General features: G+C 58.8%; 21 protein-coding genes. 10 read left to right on the forward strand and 11 right to left on the reverse strand.

What is annotated here, in order from left to right; all coding sequences use genetic code 11:
• From serA to NWQ23_RS05950, 3 genes are all read right to left on the reverse strand, one after another.
• Positions 1-1042: phosphoglycerate dehydrogenase (gene serA, locus NWQ23_RS05940; protein ID WP_306165337.1), on the reverse strand; the 1042-nt coding region annotated here is incomplete at its 3' end.
• An 85-nt stretch (positions 1043-1127) separates the two neighbouring features.
• Positions 1128-2273, reverse strand: a complete 1146-nt coding sequence (locus tag NWQ23_RS05945) for a phosphoserine transaminase (protein ID WP_306165338.1) — start codon at positions 2271-2273, stop codon at positions 1128-1130.
• Positions 2239-2469 (reverse strand): hypothetical protein, encoded by a 231-nt coding sequence (locus NWQ23_RS05950; RefSeq protein ID WP_306165339.1) that lies wholly within the window; start codon positions 2467-2469, stop codon positions 2239-2241. Before NWQ23_RS05950 ends, NWQ23_RS05945 begins: the two co-directional genes overlap by 35 nt.
• Before the next feature lie 35 nt (positions 2470-2504).
• Here NWQ23_RS05950 and NWQ23_RS05955 point away from each other — a divergent pair, with 35 nt between their 5' ends.
• The 3 genes from NWQ23_RS05955 to NWQ23_RS05965 all read left to right on the forward strand — a co-directional run bounded on the left by NWQ23_RS05955 (position 2505) and on the right by NWQ23_RS05965 (position 4867).
• Complete coding sequence (locus NWQ23_RS05955) at positions 2505-2747, forward strand: zf-TFIIB domain-containing protein (RefSeq protein WP_306165340.1); 243 nt, start codon at positions 2505-2507, stop codon at positions 2745-2747.
• Between the two features lie 60 nt (positions 2748-2807).
• Entirely contained in the window at positions 2808-3683 is an 876-nt protein-coding gene (gene serB / locus NWQ23_RS05960; RefSeq protein ID WP_306165341.1) for a phosphoserine phosphatase SerB, read from the forward strand.
• Between the two features lie 62 nt (positions 3684-3745).
• Positions 3746-4867 carry a PLP-dependent aspartate aminotransferase family protein gene (locus tag NWQ23_RS05965; protein WP_306165343.1) on the forward strand — a complete coding sequence of 374 codons (1122 nt, stop codon included), beginning with the start codon at positions 3746-3748 and terminating at the stop codon, positions 4865-4867.
• On the opposite strand, the gene NWQ23_RS05970 is transcribed toward NWQ23_RS05965, so the two are convergent.
• Positions 4864-5238 (reverse strand): rhodanese-like domain-containing protein, encoded by a 375-nt coding sequence (locus tag NWQ23_RS05970; protein WP_306165344.1) that lies wholly within the window; start codon positions 5236-5238, stop codon positions 4864-4866. The two genes, NWQ23_RS05965 and NWQ23_RS05970, sit on opposite strands and share 4 nt — an antisense overlap.
• Positions 5239-5426: 188 nt before the next feature.
• Positions 5427-6113 carry a response regulator transcription factor gene (locus NWQ23_RS05975; protein ID WP_306165345.1) on the reverse strand — a complete coding sequence of 229 codons (687 nt, stop codon included), beginning with the start codon at positions 6111-6113 and terminating at the stop codon, positions 5427-5429.
• 157 nt (positions 6114-6270) lie between these two features.
• On the opposite strand from NWQ23_RS05975, the gene ribA reads away from it, so the two are divergent.
• The gene (ribA, locus tag NWQ23_RS05980) at positions 6271-7347 is read left to right on the forward strand and encodes a GTP cyclohydrolase II (RefSeq protein ID WP_306165346.1); all 1077 of its coding nucleotides are present in this window, start codon (positions 6271-6273) and stop codon (positions 7345-7347) included.
• A 45-nt stretch (positions 7348-7392) separates the two neighbouring features.
• On the opposite strand, the gene NWQ23_RS05985 is transcribed toward ribA, so the two are convergent.
• Both NWQ23_RS05985 and NWQ23_RS05990 read right to left on the reverse strand, forming a co-directional pair.
• The gene (locus tag NWQ23_RS05985) at positions 7393-7881 is read right to left on the reverse strand and encodes an SRPBCC family protein (RefSeq protein WP_306165347.1); all 489 of its coding nucleotides are present in this window, start codon (positions 7879-7881) and stop codon (positions 7393-7395) included.
• Entirely contained in the window at positions 7874-8212 is a 339-nt protein-coding gene (locus NWQ23_RS05990; RefSeq protein WP_306165348.1) for a helix-turn-helix transcriptional regulator, read from the reverse strand. Before NWQ23_RS05990 ends, NWQ23_RS05985 begins: the two co-directional genes overlap by 8 nt.
• Positions 8213-8448: 236 nt before the next feature.
• On the opposite strand from NWQ23_RS05990, the gene NWQ23_RS05995 reads away from it, so the two are divergent.
• From NWQ23_RS05995 to NWQ23_RS06010, 4 genes are all read left to right on the forward strand, one after another.
• Complete coding sequence (locus NWQ23_RS05995) at positions 8449-9705, forward strand: DUF2254 domain-containing protein (protein WP_306165349.1); 1257 nt, start codon at positions 8449-8451, stop codon at positions 9703-9705.
• 32 nt (positions 9706-9737) lie between these two features.
• A complete protein-coding gene (locus NWQ23_RS06000; RefSeq protein ID WP_306165350.1) occupies positions 9738-10232 on the forward strand; it encodes a L,D-transpeptidase in 495 nt (164 codons plus the stop codon).
• A 69-nt stretch (positions 10233-10301) separates the two neighbouring features.
• The gene (locus NWQ23_RS06005; RefSeq protein WP_306165351.1) at positions 10302-10784 is read left to right on the forward strand and encodes an RNA pyrophosphohydrolase; all 483 of its coding nucleotides are present in this window, start codon (positions 10302-10304) and stop codon (positions 10782-10784) included.
• 22 nt (positions 10785-10806) lie between these two features.
• Positions 10807-11301: a hypothetical protein gene (locus NWQ23_RS06010; RefSeq protein ID WP_306165352.1), complete on the forward strand. Its 495-nt coding sequence runs from the start codon at positions 10807-10809 to the stop codon at positions 11299-11301.
• Here the strand turns inward: NWQ23_RS06010 and NWQ23_RS06015 are convergent.
• Positions 11281-12438 (reverse strand): lytic murein transglycosylase, encoded by a 1158-nt coding sequence (locus NWQ23_RS06015; RefSeq protein WP_306165358.1) that lies wholly within the window; start codon positions 12436-12438, stop codon positions 11281-11283. The two genes, NWQ23_RS06010 and NWQ23_RS06015, sit on opposite strands and share 21 nt — an antisense overlap.
• Positions 12439-12621: 183 nt before the next feature.
• On the opposite strand from NWQ23_RS06015, the gene NWQ23_RS06020 reads away from it, so the two are divergent.
• Entirely contained in the window at positions 12622-13029 is a 408-nt protein-coding gene (locus NWQ23_RS06020) for a DUF1801 domain-containing protein (RefSeq protein WP_306165353.1), read from the forward strand.
• A gap of 3 nt (positions 13030-13032) precedes the next feature.
• On the opposite strand, the gene rnr is transcribed toward NWQ23_RS06020, so the two are convergent.
• Both rnr and dapE read right to left on the reverse strand, forming a co-directional pair.
• Positions 13033-15288 carry a ribonuclease R gene (gene rnr / locus NWQ23_RS06025; protein ID WP_306165354.1) on the reverse strand — a complete coding sequence of 752 codons (2256 nt, stop codon included), beginning with the start codon at positions 15286-15288 and terminating at the stop codon, positions 13033-13035.
• Between the two features lie 55 nt (positions 15289-15343).
• A complete protein-coding gene (dapE, locus tag NWQ23_RS06030; protein WP_306165355.1) occupies positions 15344-16486 on the reverse strand; it encodes a succinyl-diaminopimelate desuccinylase in 1143 nt (380 codons plus the stop codon).
• 58 nt (positions 16487-16544) lie between these two features.
• Between dapE and NWQ23_RS06035 the strand changes: the two genes are divergently transcribed.
• On the forward strand, positions 16545-17015 hold the full coding sequence (locus tag NWQ23_RS06035; RefSeq protein ID WP_306165356.1) for a hypothetical protein: 471 nt from the start codon (positions 16545-16547) through the stop codon (positions 17013-17015).
• Positions 17016-17025: 10 nt separating this feature from the next.
• On the opposite strand, the gene NWQ23_RS06040 is transcribed toward NWQ23_RS06035, so the two are convergent.
• A complete protein-coding gene (locus tag NWQ23_RS06040; RefSeq protein WP_306165357.1) occupies positions 17026-17730 on the reverse strand; it encodes a DUF3445 domain-containing protein in 705 nt (234 codons plus the stop codon).
• Positions 17731-17819: the final 89 nt, after the last annotated feature.

Below are 17819 nucleotides of genomic sequence, written 5' to 3' on the forward strand. Positions count from 1 at the left end.
GCTCGTCCGTCATCTGGCCGATAAAGTTGCCCAGATGGCCGGTCAGCTTGATCCAGGGACCCATGACCTTGGCTTCTTCTGCCGTGACCGATGGCATGTTCAGCGCGTTCTGCACCGCACCTGTCAGCAGGTAATCCGACATTTGTTCTGCGACCTGCAATGCCACGTTCTCTTGTGCCTCGGTTGTGGCCGCGCCCAAGTGCGGGGTCACAACGACGTTGGGCAGGTTGAACAGGGGGCTTTCTGTGGCGGGTTCCACCGCAAAAACGTCGAATGCAGCGCCCGCAACACGGCCCTCTTTCAGCGCTTCGGCCAAGGCCGCCTCATCCACCAGACCGCCGCGCGCGCAGTTCACGATACGCACGCCGGGCTTCAGTTTGGCGATGTTTTCCTTGGACAGAATATTCTTGGTCTGGTCCGTCAAAGGCACGTGCATGGTGATGAAATCAGCGCGGGCCAGCAGTTCGTCCAGTTCCAGTTTTTCAACGCCGATCTCTGTCGCGCGATCTTCGGAGAGGAAAGGATCATAGGCCACGACCTTCATCCGCAGCCCTTGCGCGCGGTCAATCACGATCGACCCGATGTTGCCTGCGCCGATGACGCCCAGCGTCTTTCCGGTCAGTTCCACGCCCATAAAGCGGGATTTTTCCCATTTGCCGGCGTGGGTCGAAGCATTGGCTTCCGGGATTTGGCGGGCAACGGCCATCATCAGGGAAATCGCGTGTTCGGCGGTCGTGATCGAGTTGCCGAATGGCGTGTTCATCACGATGATGCCCTTCTTGGAGGCGGCTGGAATATCGACGTTATCCACACCGATCCCCGCACGGCCAATGACCTTGAGGTTGGTGGCCGCCGCGATGATCTTTTCGGTCGCTTTGGTGGCGGACCGGATGGCAAGGCCGTCATATTGGCCGATCACCTCCAGCAGTTTGTCTTTGTCCTTGCCCAGATCGGGCTGGAAATCCACGTCAATGCCGCGGTCCTTGAAGATTTGCACGGCGGCGTCGGAAAGTTTGTCAGAGATGAGTACACGAGGAGCCATTTGAGATGTCCTTTTGGGGTGGGCCAGCGCGGTCACATGGTTTGGACTTGCGCGGCTGGCCTTAAGATTTCGAAAACAGGGGGAATTAGGTCAGAGCGGCGATTTCAGTCTCGAACGCCCATTCCAGCCAAGGCAGCATCGCCTCGATATCAGAGGTTTCGACCGTCGCGCCGCACCAGATCCGCAGACCGGCAGGCGCATCGCGGTAAGCCCCGATATCCAGCGCAATCGCTTCGGCCTCAAGCCGTTTGGCAACGGCTTTGGCAAAGGCTGCACCATCCTTGATCCGGTCGTCGGTGAATTTCAGGCACACGGATGTATTGGACCGTGTGGCGGGATCGCTTGCCAGATTGTCAATCCAAGGCTTGGCGGCGCAGAAATTCCAGATTGCGCGGGCGTTGGCATTGGCGCGATGCATCAGCGCATCAAGCCCGCCAATCGAGCGGCCCCATTTGAGCGCAACAAGGTAGTCCTCGACCGCCAGCATGGAGGGGGTGTTGATGGTTTCGCCTTTGAAAATACCCTCGATCAGTTTCCCGCCAGAGGTCAGGCGGAAAATCTTGGGCAGGGGCCATGCGGGGGTATAGCTTTCCAGCCGCTCCACTGCGCGGGGGCTGAGGATCAGCATGCCATGAGCCGCTTCGCCGCCCATGACTTTTTGCCAACTAAAGGTAGTCACATCCAGCTTGTCCCATGGCAGGTCCTGTGCAAAAGCAGCAGAGGTCGCATCGCACAGCGTCAGGCCCGCGCGATCACCGGGGATCACATCGCCCGACACGACGCGCACGCCCGAAGTCGTGCCGTTCCAGGTAAAGCAGACGTCATTGTCATAGTTCAGGGCTGCCATATCGACGATCTCGCCGTATTCGGCGGTGTGGACCGTTGCTTCGATCTTGAGCTGCTTGACGACATCGCTGACCCAGCCTGCGCCAAAGCTTTCCCATGCAACCATTTCGGCGGGGCGTTCACCCAAAAGCGACCACATTGCCATCTCGAAGGCACCGGTATCAGAGGCGGGTACGATCCCGATGCGGTAATCCGCAGGGACGCCCAAAATCTCGCGGGTCAGGTCGATGGCTTCGGCCAGCTTGGCCTTGCCGACGCCTGCACGGTGCGACCGACCCAAAGGGGCGTCGCGCAAAGACTCCAGTTTCCAGACGGGGGGTTTGGCACAGGGGCCAGAAGAAAAACGCGCGTTAGCCGGCCGCGCTGCCGGTTTGGTCATAACCATTGCTGGTATCCTCACAGATATGCGCCCTTCGTTGGGGAAGGGTGTCCCACCGCCGCAGATAGAGCGAGATCAGCCGCCTCACAAGCGGAAAAATGATCCAAATCCGGCAGTCGGCATAAATATTGCGACACGCACGACGCGCATCGGAAACGCGCGGCGTGTCGCCGCATGCGTTGCAACGGGAAATCAAATTCATATCTGGGTCCTGAAATCAGCAAAAAGGAACACAGAATGAAATGTCCCATCGACGGTGCCACGCTTGTTATCTCTGACCGGAGCGGGGTCGAGATTGATTATTGCCCCGAATGTCGTGGCGTCTGGCTGGATCGTGGCGAGCTGGACAAGATCATCGAGCGCTCTGGCGCTGCCATGACACCACCCCCCGCCCCGCGCGATGACCGTGGCGAATATCGCGGCGACTACCGCCCCAAGAAAAAGCGTGACAGCTTCCTGAGCGAGCTATTCGACTTTTAGGGGGGTGGCAAACGCGCCTGACAGCGGTAGACCTCGCGTATCAATGCAATGAGGTCTGCCATGCAGGTTGTTACCCTGATCACCACACCCCAAGAGCGCAATCTTGACGCGGCCTTGGTGGATAACCTGCGCAATGCTTGGGGCGGTGGCGATGCCAACTGGCTTGCCATCGACGAGGCAGCGGAATTTGTGATCCCTGTCACGCCTGACAATCAATGGGATGTCTGGGCGGACCTGCAACAAGGCTGCGTTGATCTGGTGATCCAACCCCTTGAAGGGCGGCGCAAGAAGATGCTGCTGGCCGACATGGACAGCACCATGATCCGGCAAGAATGTATCGACGAACTGGCCGCCGAGGCGGGGGTTGGCGCTTATGTCGCCGATATCACCGCGCGGGCGATGAATGGCGAGTTGGATTTCGAGGCTGCTTTGATCGAAAGGGTTGGTCTGCTGAAAGACTTGCCAGAACCCATGATCGAACAGGTGCTGGACCAGCGGATCAGCTATATGCCCGGCGGGTACGAGTTGGTGAACACGATGAAGGCACATGGAGCCTATGCCGCACTGGTGTCAGGCGGGTTCACGGCCTTTACGGCGCGCGTCGCGGCAGCGCTCGGGTTTGACGAAAACCGCGCCAATACGTTGCTGATCGCCGAGGGCAAGCTGACCGGCGAAGTGGCGCGCCCGATCCTGGGCAAAGCGGCCAAGGTCGAAGCACTGCAAGAGATCACGACACGTCTGGGTATCACGCCTGCCGACGTTCTGGCTGTTGGTGACGGAGCCAATGACCTTGGTATGTTGGGACTTGCCGGAACCGGCGTTGCGCTTCATGCAAAGCCTTCGGTGCAGGCGCAGTGCGACGTGCGGATCAACCACGGTGATCTGACAGCGCTCTTGTATTTGCAGGGCTATGGGCGCGATCAGTTCGTGACCTGACCACGTTTTTCATCCCCATCTTCCCCCTTGCGCACCACCTGCAGGACGCGCCACAAAGCACCATGGATAAATCGCACAAACCCGCCACGATCGCAGCCCATGCCGCAGGCGCGCTAGACCCCCAGTCGGGCGGCGTGGTGCCTGCTTTGCAGCCCTCGACCACTTTTTTGCGTGACGAGAATTATGATCTGGTCCGGCCTGACAATATCTATTCGCGCGACAATTCTGATAACCTGCGGCAGGCCGAGGCTGTTCTTTGCGCGCTCGAAAACGCTGCGGAAACGCTGCTATTCCCTTCGGGCATGGCGGCAATTGCAGCCGTGTTTCGCACGCTTCCCAACGGCGGGACTGCGATCCTGCAATCCGGTATCTACTGGGGCACGACGGCCTGGATCCGCGATTTCTGTGCAAGACGCGAGATTACCCTGATCGAGGTCGATGCTGACGACCTTGCCGCCACTTGCAAAACCCGAAAGGCTGATCTGGTCTTTGTCGAAACACCTTCGAACCCTTGGCTCAAAACGGTCGATATTCAGGCGCTTGCCGATCTCACCGATGCGACACTTGTTGTTGATGCCACCGCAGCGACCCCGATCCTGACCCGTGCCTTGGATCATGGGGCCGATATCGTCATGCATTCGGCGACCAAAGGGATCAACGGCCATTCCGATGTTTTGGCCGGTGTGCTGTCGACCCGCGCCAAAGATGCCACAATCTGGCAGGCGATCAAAAGTGACCGAAAAATGGCGGGCGCGATTCTGGGGCCGTTCGAGGCTTGGCTTTTGATTCGGGCGATGCGCACTTTGCCCCTGCGCGTGGAACGCATGTCGCAGAACGCCCAAGTGCTGGCGGAGTATCTGATGGCGCATCCGAAAGTGGAAAACGTGTACTACCCCGGCTTGCCAAGCCACCCCGGCTACGCGACCGCAACCAAACAGATGCAGGGGGGCTTTGGCAGTCTTTTGTCGGTCTTGGTCAAAGGCGATCGCACTGACGCCTTGCGCGTCGTCGGCAAGCTTGTGCTTTTCCTGCGGGCGACCTCATTGGGCGGTATAGAGAGCTTGGTGGAACACCGGCATACGATCGAACCGCATACCGGTATTCCGGAAAACCTGATCCGTGTCTCTGTCGGGATAGAGGATATCGACGACCTGATCGCGGATTGGGCGCAGGCGCTGGATTAATCCTCGATCGCGCCGCCGGCGTCTTTCCAGTCGGCAAAGCCACCAATGTTGGTTACATTGGTAAAGCCCATGTCAATCAATGTCTTACCTGCAAGGGCAGCCTGTCCTCCGGCGCCACAGACAAGATAGATTTCAGCGTCTTTTTGCAGCGCGTTGTTGTGATAGGATGTGGCAGGATCGGCCACAAATTCCATCATTCCACGGGCAATACGATGCGCACCAGCGATCGTGCCGGACTTTGCAATGGCACCGCTATCGCGCACATCCACAAAGACGCCGCCGCCTGCCTTGTATTTCTCGATCGCTTCTTGGGCAGTCAGTCGCGGGACAACCGCATTAGCCTCTGCCATGAAGTCACTTGAAGTTTTCATCATTGATCCCCGTTTTTCTGTTTGTCTCGAAGATAGGGCCCTTCGGACAAATAGCCAGAGGCAAAAAAAAGCCCGGGCACAAGGCCCGGGCAAGTCCAACAGGGAGGTGGAGATATAACCCGATCTCCTGCGGGAACTTGGGAACCCGGTAATCTGGCAGGGAAGGTCCAGATCACCGGGATGGAGTACTACGCCACCAATCTATAGCCGCCGGATTCGGTCACAAGAAGGCGGGCATTGGACGGATCTGGTTCTATTTTTTGGCGAAGACGGTAAATATGTGTCTCTAATGTGTGCGTGGTGACACCCGCATTATAGCCCCAAACCTCGTGCAGCAGCACATCACGGGCAACGACACCCTCGGTGGCGCGATAAAGGAACTTGAGGATGTTCGTTTCCTTTTCCGTCAGGCGCACTTTTTTGTCGTCTTCGGTAATCAGCATCTTTTGCGCGGGCTTGAACGTGTAGGGCCCAAGCTGGAACACGGCATCTTCGGACTGTTCATGGGTGCGCAACTGGCTGCGAATACGGGCCAGAAGGACCGGAAACTTGAACGGTTTGCTGATGTAGTCGTTCGCACCTGCATCAAGGCCGTAAATCGTGTCGGCGTCGCTGTCTTGGGCGGTCAGCATGACAATCGGGCATTTCACGCCTTGCTTGCGCATCAGGCGGCACAATTCGCGCCCGTCGGTGTCGGGCAGGCCCACATCAAGGATCATCAAGTCGTAAAGACCCTCTTTGGCTTTCACCATGGCGCTGGCGCCATCATCGGCCTCGAAGACGTCAAAGTCTTCGGTCATCAACAACTGTTCGCCCAGCGCCTCGCGCAGATCGTCATCATCATCTACCAGCAAAATTCTCTTGAGCTGTCCCATGACATTCTCCTTGGTTACGTCTCTAGACTTGTGGTGTTGTTACGGCGCGAACAAGCTGTGGGATGAAAATTTCACACGGATGTGTGATTGAACGTGCAAATGTTTCACTTTGCCTCTGAAACGGCTATCAGTTGAAACAAATGAGAGGCTGAGGCGCATGGGATTTGCCCCCGACATTACAGAACGACTGGCCCGCGCCCGTGCAGATTTGCGCATGGGGGTGCCTGTTGTGCTGGAAGGCGGGGCGCTGGTGCTGGCTGCTGAAACACTGGATGCCGCGCGACTGGCTGATTTGCGGACTTTGGGCGGTACGCCAGTTCTGGCGGTTACCGGTTGGCGCGCGCAAACACTGAAGGCTCGCGCCTATGACGGCGATATCGCCCGGATCGTGTTGCCGCCGGATGCCAAATTGTCTTGGGTGCGGGCCATCGCGGACCCGGCGGATGATCTGCGTGCCCCGATGAAGGGGCCGTTGCAAACGTCGCGCGAAGGCTCTGCCGATCTGCATCGCGCAGCTATCGCGCTGGTCAAGGCAGCGCGCCTTTTGCCTGCTGCCGTGGTCTTGCCGGTCGAAGATGCGGCAGGCTTTGCAATCCAGAACAACCTCACGCTGATTCCGGCTGCGGCAGCACTTGATACCGGTCTCAGCCCGCTCAACCCGATTATCAGTGCCCGCCTGCCGCTTGACGTCTCAGAGGCAGGGCGATTGCATATTTTCCGCCCTGATGACGGGGCAGAGGAACACTATGCAGTAGAGATCGGCCAGCCCGACAGGTCAAAACCTGTGTTGTCGCGATTGCATTCAGCCTGTTTTACCGGCGACCTGCTGGGATCACTGAAATGCGACTGTGGTCCACAGTTGCGCGGTGCTCTGGCACAGATGGGGGCTGAGGGTGCGGGTGTGCTGCTTTACCTCAACCAAGAAGGCCGCGGTATCGGTCTGGCCAACAAGATGCGGGCCTATTCCTTGCAGGATCAGGGCTTTGACACGGTCGAAGCCAACCACAGGCTTGGGTTCGAGGATGACGAACGCGATTTCCGGATCGGGGCCGAGATTTTGCGGCGTATGGGCTTTTCGTCCGTGCGCCTGATGACAAACAACCCCGCCAAAGTCGCCCGCATGGAAAGCTGCGGGATCAAAGTGACCGAACGGGTCCCGCTGAAAGTGGGCGAGAACCGGCATAACCATCATTACCTTGCGACCAAGGCTGCCAAATCAGGGCATTTGCTATAGGTCGTTCGCCTCAATCCAAGGGCGCGTCCCAAAGTGGTCACGGGATCAACCGTCCAGCCATGCAGCAAGACTATCCAATGTTTGCAGGCCGTATCCGACCGCGCCAAAGGCGATGACCGCCTGACGCCGTATGCGGCTTGGGTGAAGCTGCCGCAAGGTCAGAACCGTCTTGCCATCAGACTGTTCATCGAAAGTCACCGTCATGCGGAAACGGTCCGGGTCGTCGGGGGCGGGTGTGCCGTAATCCATCACGATCCGTTCGTTCGGCACAATCTCTAGAAAGTGCATGTGGTTCGCGAAGCGCTGTTCTTTGCCCTCGAATATGCCGACCATGTCAAACCGCCAGATCCCGCCTTCGCGGATATCGCTTTCATGGGTTTCGATGTCCAGACCATCCGGACCGAACCATTTTGCCAATGCTTGAGGGTCCATCCATGCAGCAAAGACCTTTTCGCGTGGATGGTTCAGCAGCTTGACCAGCACGATTTCTCGATCAAGCGACCAAGTCTCGATTGGGCTTTTTGTGTCATTCATGATCGTTTCCCCTTTTGTCCAGATAGGTCTCCAGCCGATCCAGCCGCTCTACCCAGTGTCGGCGTTCCGCTTGCATCCAATCCGCCGCTTCTTCGAAGCGCGTCGGCACCAGCCTGCACCAGCGGCTGCGTCCGCGCTTTTCGCTGGTGATCAACCCGCAGTCTTCCAACACCTTGAGATGCTGGGCAAAAGAAGGCAGCGCCATGTCAAATGGGGCTGCAAGTGCGCTGACAGGCGCTTCGCCTTCGGCCAGCCGCGACACCACCGCGCGGCGGGTCGGGTCGCTAAGGGCGTGAAAGGCCAGATCAAGAGGTGTGGAATGGTAAGGCATATACCTTAGTAAAACGAAGTGAAGCTGTGGGTCAAGAAAATTAAGGTTATTGCCTTAGTATTTTGATAACAACGCGGCGCGACCAATCCACGCCATTGCGCTTTGGTGTTATGAAGTGAAGACTTCTCCACGGGGGCAAAAGCTGGTGCAACGCGGCAGAACCGTTATGCTGCAAGTCTCTGGCGGCCTCCAACCCGATGGAAAGTGTTCCATTCGGGCTTTAGAAAGTTGGCTTTATGAAGACGCATATCATCCATAGCATTTTGCAGTTGCGCAAACGCCTCTGGGCCAAACCCTTGCTTTACTGTGTCATTGCCGTTGTCGGATCGTTTGTGGCACGGCTTGCCGACTACGGATCCTATGCGTCTTTGTTGCCAAAGATCACGCCGGACACCATTCAGACCCTTCTGACGATCATCTCGTCGTCGATGCTGGCCGTTGCGACCTTTGCGGTCGGTTCGATGGTGTCCAGCTATGCCTCGGCAAGTGCCTCGGCGACACCGCGTGCCTTCACGCTGGTGCTGGCTGACGACGTGTCGCAGACCGCGCTGTCGAGCTTTATTGGCGCTTTCATTTTCAGCATTGTCTCGCTGGTGGCATTGAAGACCGGATTTTACGATCAGGGCGGGCTGTTCGTGCTGTTCATCATGACACTGGCGATCTTTGCATGGGTGGTACTGACCTTCGTGCGCTGGGTCGACAACATCGCGCGCCTTGGCCGTTTGGGAAATACGATCGACAAGGCCGAAGTCGCCGCCCGCAACAGCCTGAACGCGCGCCGCCTCAATCCCTTTTTGGGCGGGGTCGAGAAGATATCAGGCAATGAAACAACAGGCTGCAAGGTCTTTTGCAACGAGATCGGCTATGTCCAGTACATCGTTATGGAAGACCTTCAACAGATTGCGGAAGACAACGACCTGCGGATCATGGTCGATGCGATGCCGGGGGCCTTTCTTGCGCCGGGGCGGCCTGTCGTGATCTTGGACAGGCCGGATGCCATCGACAAGTCACTCGCCCGCAAAATCACCGATACATTCATCATCGGCGATAACCGCAGTTTTGAAGATGATCCGCGTTTCGGGCTTGTTGTCCTGTCCGAAATCGCGGCCCGCGCTTTGTCGCCTGCGGTCAACGATCACGGTACTGCCATCGTCATCATCGGACGCTTTGTCCGGCTTTTTGCAGGGTGGGCCGAACCTCTTAAGCAGAACGAAACCGCAAAGGTCCAATATGATCGGGTGATCGTGCCTGCTTTGTCGTTGCAAGAAATGTTTGGCGATGCCTTTACCGCAATCGCGCGCGATGGCGCGGGGATCGTCGAAGTGGGGATAAGGTTGCAAAAAGCCTTTCTGTCGCTGTCACTTCTGGATTGCCCGGAGTTTGAGGCGCAAGCGCAGCGCCAGTCTGTTTTGGCCATGGACCGCGCGCGGCAAAGTCTGTCACTCAAGGATGACCTCGCGCGCGTTGCCGATATTGCGCGTCTTCTGAACTGACAGGCTGGTTTTCTTTCGGTATGGCTTGCCTCATGAAATGCACCGACCTAGTCCTGACACCCACACATCTGCGGTTCATGAACCGCCGCTTTCCCTGCACCATCGGGCGCGGCGGGTTGTCGGCGCGCAAGAAAGAGGGGGACGGGGCGACCCCGCGCGGCACACACCGGATTGTCGGGATGCTCTACCGTCCGGACCGGATGGCGCGGCCTGCCGATTGGGCGCTGCCGATTGGTCCATCTGATCTGTGGTCAGACGATGTCAGGGACGAAGATTACAATATGATGGTGCGCGCACCGCATGCTTTCAGCCACGAAAGGCTGCGCCGTGCCGATCCGATGTATGATCTTGTGATCCTGACCGACTGGAACTGGCCCTATGCGGTCAAGGGCCGGGGTTCGGCCATTTTTATCCATCAATGGCGCGGTCCCGGCAGGCCGACGGCGGGTTGCCTGGCCTTTCGGCGCGACCATCTGCGCTGGATCGCCTCCCGAATACGCCATGAAACACGGCTTGTTATCGCATAACCGCTGGCATTGCGCTTTATCTTGGGCCAAACGAAAAAGGTACGCCCGATGAAACACCAAGGCCCATTCATGACCCCTGACGAAATCGCCGAACTTCCCTATCGCCCTTGTGTCGGCATCATGCTCGCCAATCCGCGCGGCCATATCTTTGTGGCCCAGCGCAAGGATCGCGATACCGATGCGTGGCAGATGCCACAAGGTGGTGTGGACAAAGGCGAAAACTGTCGCGATGCCGCCTTGCGCGAGTTGGAAGAGGAAACCAGCATTGTACCGCGCCTTGTGACCATCGAGGCCGAAACAGCGGGCTTGATCCGCTATGACCTGCCGCTCGACCTTGTCCCAAACATCTGGAAGGGGCGTTATCGGGGTCAAGAGCAGAAGTGGTATCTGATGCGCTTTCACGGTTTGGACCATCAGATCAGCCTCGAGACTGAAGTACCGGAGTTTACCGCGTGGAAATGGATGGCACCCGAGGACTTGGTGAACAGCATCGTGCCGTTCAAACGCGCGGTCTACGAACAGGTGCTCGCAGAATTTGGCCCGAAGCTTTGATTTTCATGTGGCGCACCCTAGGATGATCCGGATAAGACCGATCTTTTTCGCAGCCGTTCTGGCGATGCTGGGGGGACAGTCGCAGGCGCTCAGCTGTCTGCGCCCGGACCCGATCACGACCTTTCAGCAACTTGCCGCTGCACCGGAGGGCTATTTCGTGCTTTACGGTCGGCTCACCTTTGACGAAGGGGCGCTTCCGGCTGGCACGTCGATGGATCAATCGCGCGTGCCAGAGCCGATTGCTGCACGGTTTGCAGGTAAGGGGCTGACGCGGGATGGTTTCACAAACACCTACGTCAGTGACGTTACGCTGCAAGTCGGTTGCTTGGGGCCTTGGTGCGGGTCTGCCCGTAGTGGTGTTGACGCGATCTATTTCGTCGAAGCGACTGATCCGCCAGTCACGATGCAGGCCCAGCCCTGTGGTGAAATGATCTTTGAAAACCCCTCGCAAGCGACCTTGGATATGCTCACGTCCTGTATGCAAGGGGGCGCTTGTTCACCGCAGCCTTTGCAGTAGCATATAGGACGGATGCCCATCTGGCGGCAGGCCGACCGACCGCTGATAGGCCCTTATCGCGGCGCGCGTATTGGGTCCGATACGCCCGTCAACGCCTCCTGTTGAAAATCCTGCATTTGTCAGGCGCTGCTGCAATTCGGTGCGTTCGGCGCGTAGCAGTCGGCGTTCGTCTGGCGGGAAGGGCGCAGATAGCGGTCCAAGCCCGCGAATTCGGTCGCTCAGATGCCCGACACCGATGATATAGGCCTCGGCGTTGTTGTAGCGTCCGATCACATCGTAGTTCCGGAACAAAAGGAACGCGGGCCCTCCGGCACCTGTTGGCGTGCTGAGCGTGGCTTCGCCATAATCGGGCACAGCCCGCCCATCGACGCCAACGACACCAACCCGAGCCCAATCGCTGGGGTTGCGCGTCACGCTCCGGCTCGTTTGCGAGAAATCGAACCCGGCGGGCAGACGCACTTCTACGCCCCAAGGTTGCCCTTTGGTCCAATTGAAACGGCGGAAATAGGCCGCAGTGGACGCCAGAGCATCAGTTGGATCGTCCGCCCAGATATCGCGGCGACCATCGCCGGTGAAATCCACGGCATAAGCCTCATAGGATGTAGGGATAAACTGCGTATGTCCCATCGCACCGGCCCAGGAGCCGGTCATATCGCGAGGAGAAACATCCCCGTTTTGCAAGATTTTCAGGGCAGCGATCAGTTGGCTTTCAAAGAACTCCCCGCGCCGCCCGTCATAGGCCAAAGTCGCAAGAGTCGAGATCAGGGGCGTATCACCACGCCGCTGTCCATAGTTGCTTTCCATGCCCCAGACGGCGGTGACGACCTGAGGTTCAACATCAAACCGCGCTTCGATCTGTGCCAGCACATTGGCAAACCGGCCGACCTTATCACGGCCATTGACCACGCGGGTGTCAGACACGGCAGAAGACAGATAGTCCGCCAAAGGCCGCACGAATTCCGCCTGATTGCGGTCGCGGTCAATGCTGTCTTGCAGATAGCGCACGTCGGCAAAGGCTGCATCAAAGGTCCGGTCAGAGATACCAGCCGCTCGCGCACGCCCCCGAAAGCCCGCAATCCAGTTCGGAAACCCTGCCGCGTCGGCATGGGCAAACGGCGCAACTGTCAGTGCGGCCATGCTTGTTGTGATGAATTGCCTGCGGTGCATTTTCGCCTCCGTTGATTTTTTCTTTAATGTATCGGAAAATGACGCAGGATGAAATCAACTCTGCGTTTCAGCGCGACGATCCGCCAATTGTTCTGACGGACTGGCCAGCAACCAAGCCGTCTTCTTATGTTCGCGCACAAAAGGAACCTTCTCATGACGCATCCGTTCCTTAATGCGCATGTTGCTGCGGTGTTTGAAGGGTTCTCGCCTGAAGACAAAGCCACGGCACTGGCCTTGCGCGCGTTGATTTTTGAGGTGGCCCAAGACACGCCAGAGGCGGGCGCAATCGAAGAGACCCTCAAATGGGGCCAGCCATCCTATCTGACGGCCCAGACCAAGGCGGGATCAACCCTGCGCATTGGTCAAGCCAAAGGCGGCGGCGTTGCGATCTTTGCACATTGCGGCACCTCGATCATTCGCAGCTACGCCGAGGCCTTCCCGGACGCTGATGAGATTGAAGGAAACCGGGCCGTCATTTTCAAAAGTCGTGCTGATATTGCGCCAGACCGGCTGCGCCACCTCATCCGTCACGGGCTGACTTATCATCTGCCCGCGCGCTAGCCGCTACTTACGGGTGCGTTTGACCTTGCGCGCTACCTTGGCGGCCTTGCTGCGCGCCGCGCCCATCTTGCGCCGTGGCGGTTTGCCGCGCCCTTGCGAAGGGCCACGCGGCATAATCCGGTCATCAAGCGAGATCAGTTCGACAATCAAACCGCCCGTCACCGGCGCCGCTTCGATCAGCTTTACCGTCACCCGCTGCCCGAGACTGATCACCATCCCGCTGTCGGACCCCATCAAGGTCTGGCTGTCTGCGTCATAGTGGAAATACTCTCGGCCCAATGTGCGGATCGGGATCATCGCGTCGGCGCCGGTTTCATTCAGTTTGACAAACACTCCGAACTTGGCGATCCCGCTGATCCGGCCCGTCAATTCCGCGCCGACCCTGTCAGACAGGAAGGCGGCCAGATACCGGTCGGTCGTATCGCGCTCTGCGGTCATCGACCTGCGTTCGGTATCGCTGATCAGCTTGGCGGTTTCGGTCAGATGTTCGATATCCCAAGGGCTGAGCCCGTCATTGCCCCAGCCATGCGCCGCGATCAGTGCGCGATGCACGATCAGGTCGGAATAGCGCCGGATCGGCGAGGTGAAATGGGCATAGGCGCGCAAAGCAAGGCCAAAGTGCCCGAAGTTCTCGGGGAAGTAATAGGCCTGCGTCATCGCACGCAGCGTGGCCATGTTGATCAACTCGTCGTTCTCGGTCCCTTGTGCGCCTGCCAAAAGCTTGTTGAGATGCGCGGTCTTGAGCACTTGACCTTTCGCCAGCGTCAGGCCGGATGCCGTCGCCACCTCGCGCAGGGCATCCAGCTTTTCGGGGCTGGGTTCTTCGTGGACGCGGAACAGCAGCGGTGATTTCTTGGCGATCAGGGTTTCAGCGGCTGCCACATTGGCCAGCACCATGAATTCCTCGATCAGCCGATGGGCATCAAGGCGTTCCTTGAAGCGAACAGAGGTGACCTTGCCGTTGTCGTCCAGCACGATCTGCCGTTCAGGCAGGTCCAGATCCAGCGGTTGGCGCTGGGCACGGGCCTTGGCCAAGGCGTGATAGGCGTCGTAAAGCGGCGTGATGATGTCATCCATCAAAGGGGCCACTTTGTCGCCTGGTTGCCCATCCATGCCTGACTGTACTTCTTCATAATTGAGCGAAGCAACGGACCGCATCAAGCCGCGATGAAAGGCATGATCAATCTTGTTGCCCGCTGAATCGATCCGCATTGCCACGGCCAGACAAGCGCGGTCGACGTGTTCATGCAGAGAACACAGATCACCCGAGAGCGTGTCGGGTAGCATCGGCACGACACGGTCCGGGAAATAGGTGGAATTGCCGCGCTTGCGGGCCTCGTGGTCCAGTTCGGAATTGGGGGTCACGTAATGCGCGACATCGGCAATCGCGACCCAGACAACAAAGCCGCCTGCGTTCTTGGGGTCGGGATCGGGCTGTACCAGCACCGCATCGTCGCGGTCGCGGGCATCCCACGGGTCAATCGTGATCAGGGGCAGGTCACGCAGGTCTTTGCGGCCCTTTAGGCTGGCGGGTTTGGCTGCATCCGCTTCGGCAACCGCCGCGTCAGGGAAATGATCCGGGATGCCATGCTGGTGGATGGCGATCAGGGACACGGCGCGCGGTTCGGTCGGATCACCCAAGCGGGCGACGATCCGCGCCTTGGGCAGGCCCAAGCGGCCTTTTGGTCCGGCCTGTTCGGCCTCGACCAATTCACCATCTTTCGCACCACCCGTTGCACCGGCGGCCACGGTCCATTGTTTGTCAGCGCCCTTGTCGATCGGCAGGACACGGCCACCCTCTGATCCTGCGCGAAAGACGCCCAAAATTCGCAAAGGGTTTGTCCCGATCCGGCGGATCATGCGGGCGGTGTGGCTGTGGTCCTCGGTCTTGTCGACTGTCAGACGGGCCAGAATGCGGTCGCCTTGCCCAAGTGCGGGATCGCTGGAGCGCAGCAGCATCAGAATACGCGGCTCTGCGCCTTCGCCCTTCCATTCGAGCGGACGGGCGAAAAGATCGCCATCCGTGTCCGCGCCTGTGATCTCCAGCACCGCGACGGGCGGCAGGTCTTCGGCATCGCGGTAAGAGCTGCGCCGCTTGGTCAGCTTGCCTGCTTCCTCAAGTTCTTTCAGCAGGCGCTTGAGGTCAATCCTTGCCGCACCTTTGATGCCAAAGGCCTTTGCGATATCACGCTTGGCAGCTTTGGTGGGGTTCTGGGCGATCCAGTCAAGGATTTCTGATTTGGAAGGGATGCGTGTCATTGCACAGCCCTAGCACGGGGCGGGCAAACAGCCAATCGCCTCCAGGCTGTCGCGCTCAAGCAAAATAATCCGTCAGGATACGGGTATAGATCGCCTTCAACTGCCCGATCTGTTCCACCGACACCCGTTCATCGACCTGATGCATGGTCTTGCCGACCAGTCCGAACTCGACGACAGGGCAGTGTGCCTTGACGAACCGCGCATCAGAAGTGCCGCCCGATGTGGAAAGCTCCGGCTTGCGCCCTGTCTCGGCTTCCACTGCACGCCCGACCAGATCTGACAGATCACCGGGCGGGGTGACAAAGCTTTCACCGGAAACCCTGACGCGCATGTCGATCCGCAGGTCGAAAGCTGCGGCGACCTTATCAACTTCTTTTTGCATCCAATCGGTCAGGTCCTTGCTCGTGTGCGTGTCATTGAAACGGATATTCACCGTGGCCTTCGTTTGCGACGGAATCACATTGGTCGCGGGATTGCCGGTGTCGATTGTCAGCACTTGCAAGGATGACGGATCAAAGTGATCCGTGCCCTCATCCAGCACCCGCGACGACAGCACATCCATCAGACGCGCCATGGCAGGCATCGGGTTCTTGGCGCGGTGCGGATAGGCGGAATGACCTTGTACGCCGGTCACAGAGAAGAAAGCTGTCATCGACCCGCGCCGCCCGATCTTCATGGCCTCACCCATGACATCAGGGCAGGTCGGCTCACCCACCAGACAGACCGACATCGCCTCATTATTGGCAGCCATCCAATCGAGCAGGGCGGTGGTCCCGTCTACCGCATCGCCTTCTTCGTCACCGGTGATGGCCAGAACAACCGCGCCATCCGGCGGGGTTTCGGCCACAAAATCAATCGCGGCGGCGGCAAAGGCCGCGACGCCTGATTTCATATCCGTCGCACCACGCCCGTAAAGATAGCCGTCTTTGATCTCGGCCCCGAAGGGGGGCATGGTCCATGCAGCCTCGTCCCCCAAAGGGACCACATCGGTATGCCCGTTGAACCCGAAGGTGCGGTTCGCGCCCTGCCGCCCCCAGCGGGCATAGAGGTTGCAAATGCCGCCCCGATCCACGCGGGTACAGGTGAACCCGCCTTTGGTCAGCACCTTTTCAAGCAGGACCAGCGCACCGCCCTCTTCCGGCGTCACCGAAGGGCAGCGGACAAGATCGGCAGTGAGGGCAACGGGATCGATCGGCATGTTCAGGGCTCCTTTGCGCCATGGCTAGCGGGAAGTGCGGCGGGATGCAATTTCCAGCGTGCGCTTGACCGTCGCTGATCCGTTGCGGCAATGTCATTTCAACTCACCCGTCAAGGTCGCCATGTTCTACGTCGCCGTCATGCCTGTGCCTGTCTATGTGGTAGCCCTGGGAGCTGTTGCCCTCCTCCTGCTGCGCACATTGTTCATGCGGCACGCCGCTCGGCCATTGCTGGTGAAAGTCACGACATGGATCACACTGGCCGCAATCGGCTTGGCCTTTGCGGCCCTCTACTTCACGTGGGACTACAGTATTTCACCGCGCGCGTGTCTCACCGGACTCTTCGGAGTTCTTGGCGCACAACCCGTGATCGGGGTTCAGCTGATCGCTCTGATCTGGGCCATGGTCGTGAAATGGCACGTGACGATGGGTTGGCTGCGGGCACACAAAGGCCATGCCGCCCTGATTGTTGTCGGCCAAGTCATTGCTACGCTTGTTTTGGCCAGATCAGCAGCGCTGTGCACGGTCTGACGGTCGCGCCTTATTCGCGCACGACATAAGTATGAATAGTAAAGATCACAGCATGGGTGCGGGGCAGGCGCAGAATGCATTGCCGCTCTGACCGGACAAAGGGCATCTGCGCGCCCTTGACCCGCTTGAAGGGCTGATGCAGGTCAGGATCGATATAGCGCAGCTTGTTGAACCGCCACAGCGGGCGGCCCACCTGCACACCATCGAAGAGTCGCTGCACACGGCGCGCGATGTTGTCATCATACTGATCCACGGGTTCATGAATACCGATAAGGGGGCGGTTTATCTTGTCGGCAAGTTTCCAGCCTGCGGGAAAACACAAGGCGGCGGCGGTCAGCACATGTTCTGCGCCGCGCTTTTCAAGCACACAGATATCCTCTTGCACCAGATGACCCAGTGTCAAAAGCGGTGCCGCGCGATCAATCGCCACAACACGCCCGTCAGGGCAGGCGACATCCGTTGCGGATACAGCAAACCCCAGGGTGGGCAGGATTTTCAGCGCCTCTTCCAAGACTTCGGAACTGGCGGCGCACCCTTCCTTCTCGTAAAGGACCGCCTCTTTCCGGTCACACAGCAAGCGGGCGCGGTAGTCCATCTGCCCAGCATAGACATCATCGACGCGCAGCCAGTCATCGGCACCGCAAGGCATCGTCCCGGGCAAACGTGGCGCGCCTTCCTGCGCTTGTGGCAATGCGGTCTGAAGGATTGGTGTCATCGGGCGCGGGTCTGCAAAGGGTTACTTTGGCTGGTCGAAGAACGGTGTCATCTGCGCCACGATGACGCTGTTTTCTTCCAGGGCGCGGG

The sequence above is a fragment of the Yoonia sp. genome (assembly GCF_030731595.1).
In the GTDB taxonomy this organism is placed as follows: Bacteria; Pseudomonadota; Alphaproteobacteria; order Rhodobacterales; family Rhodobacteraceae; genus Yoonia.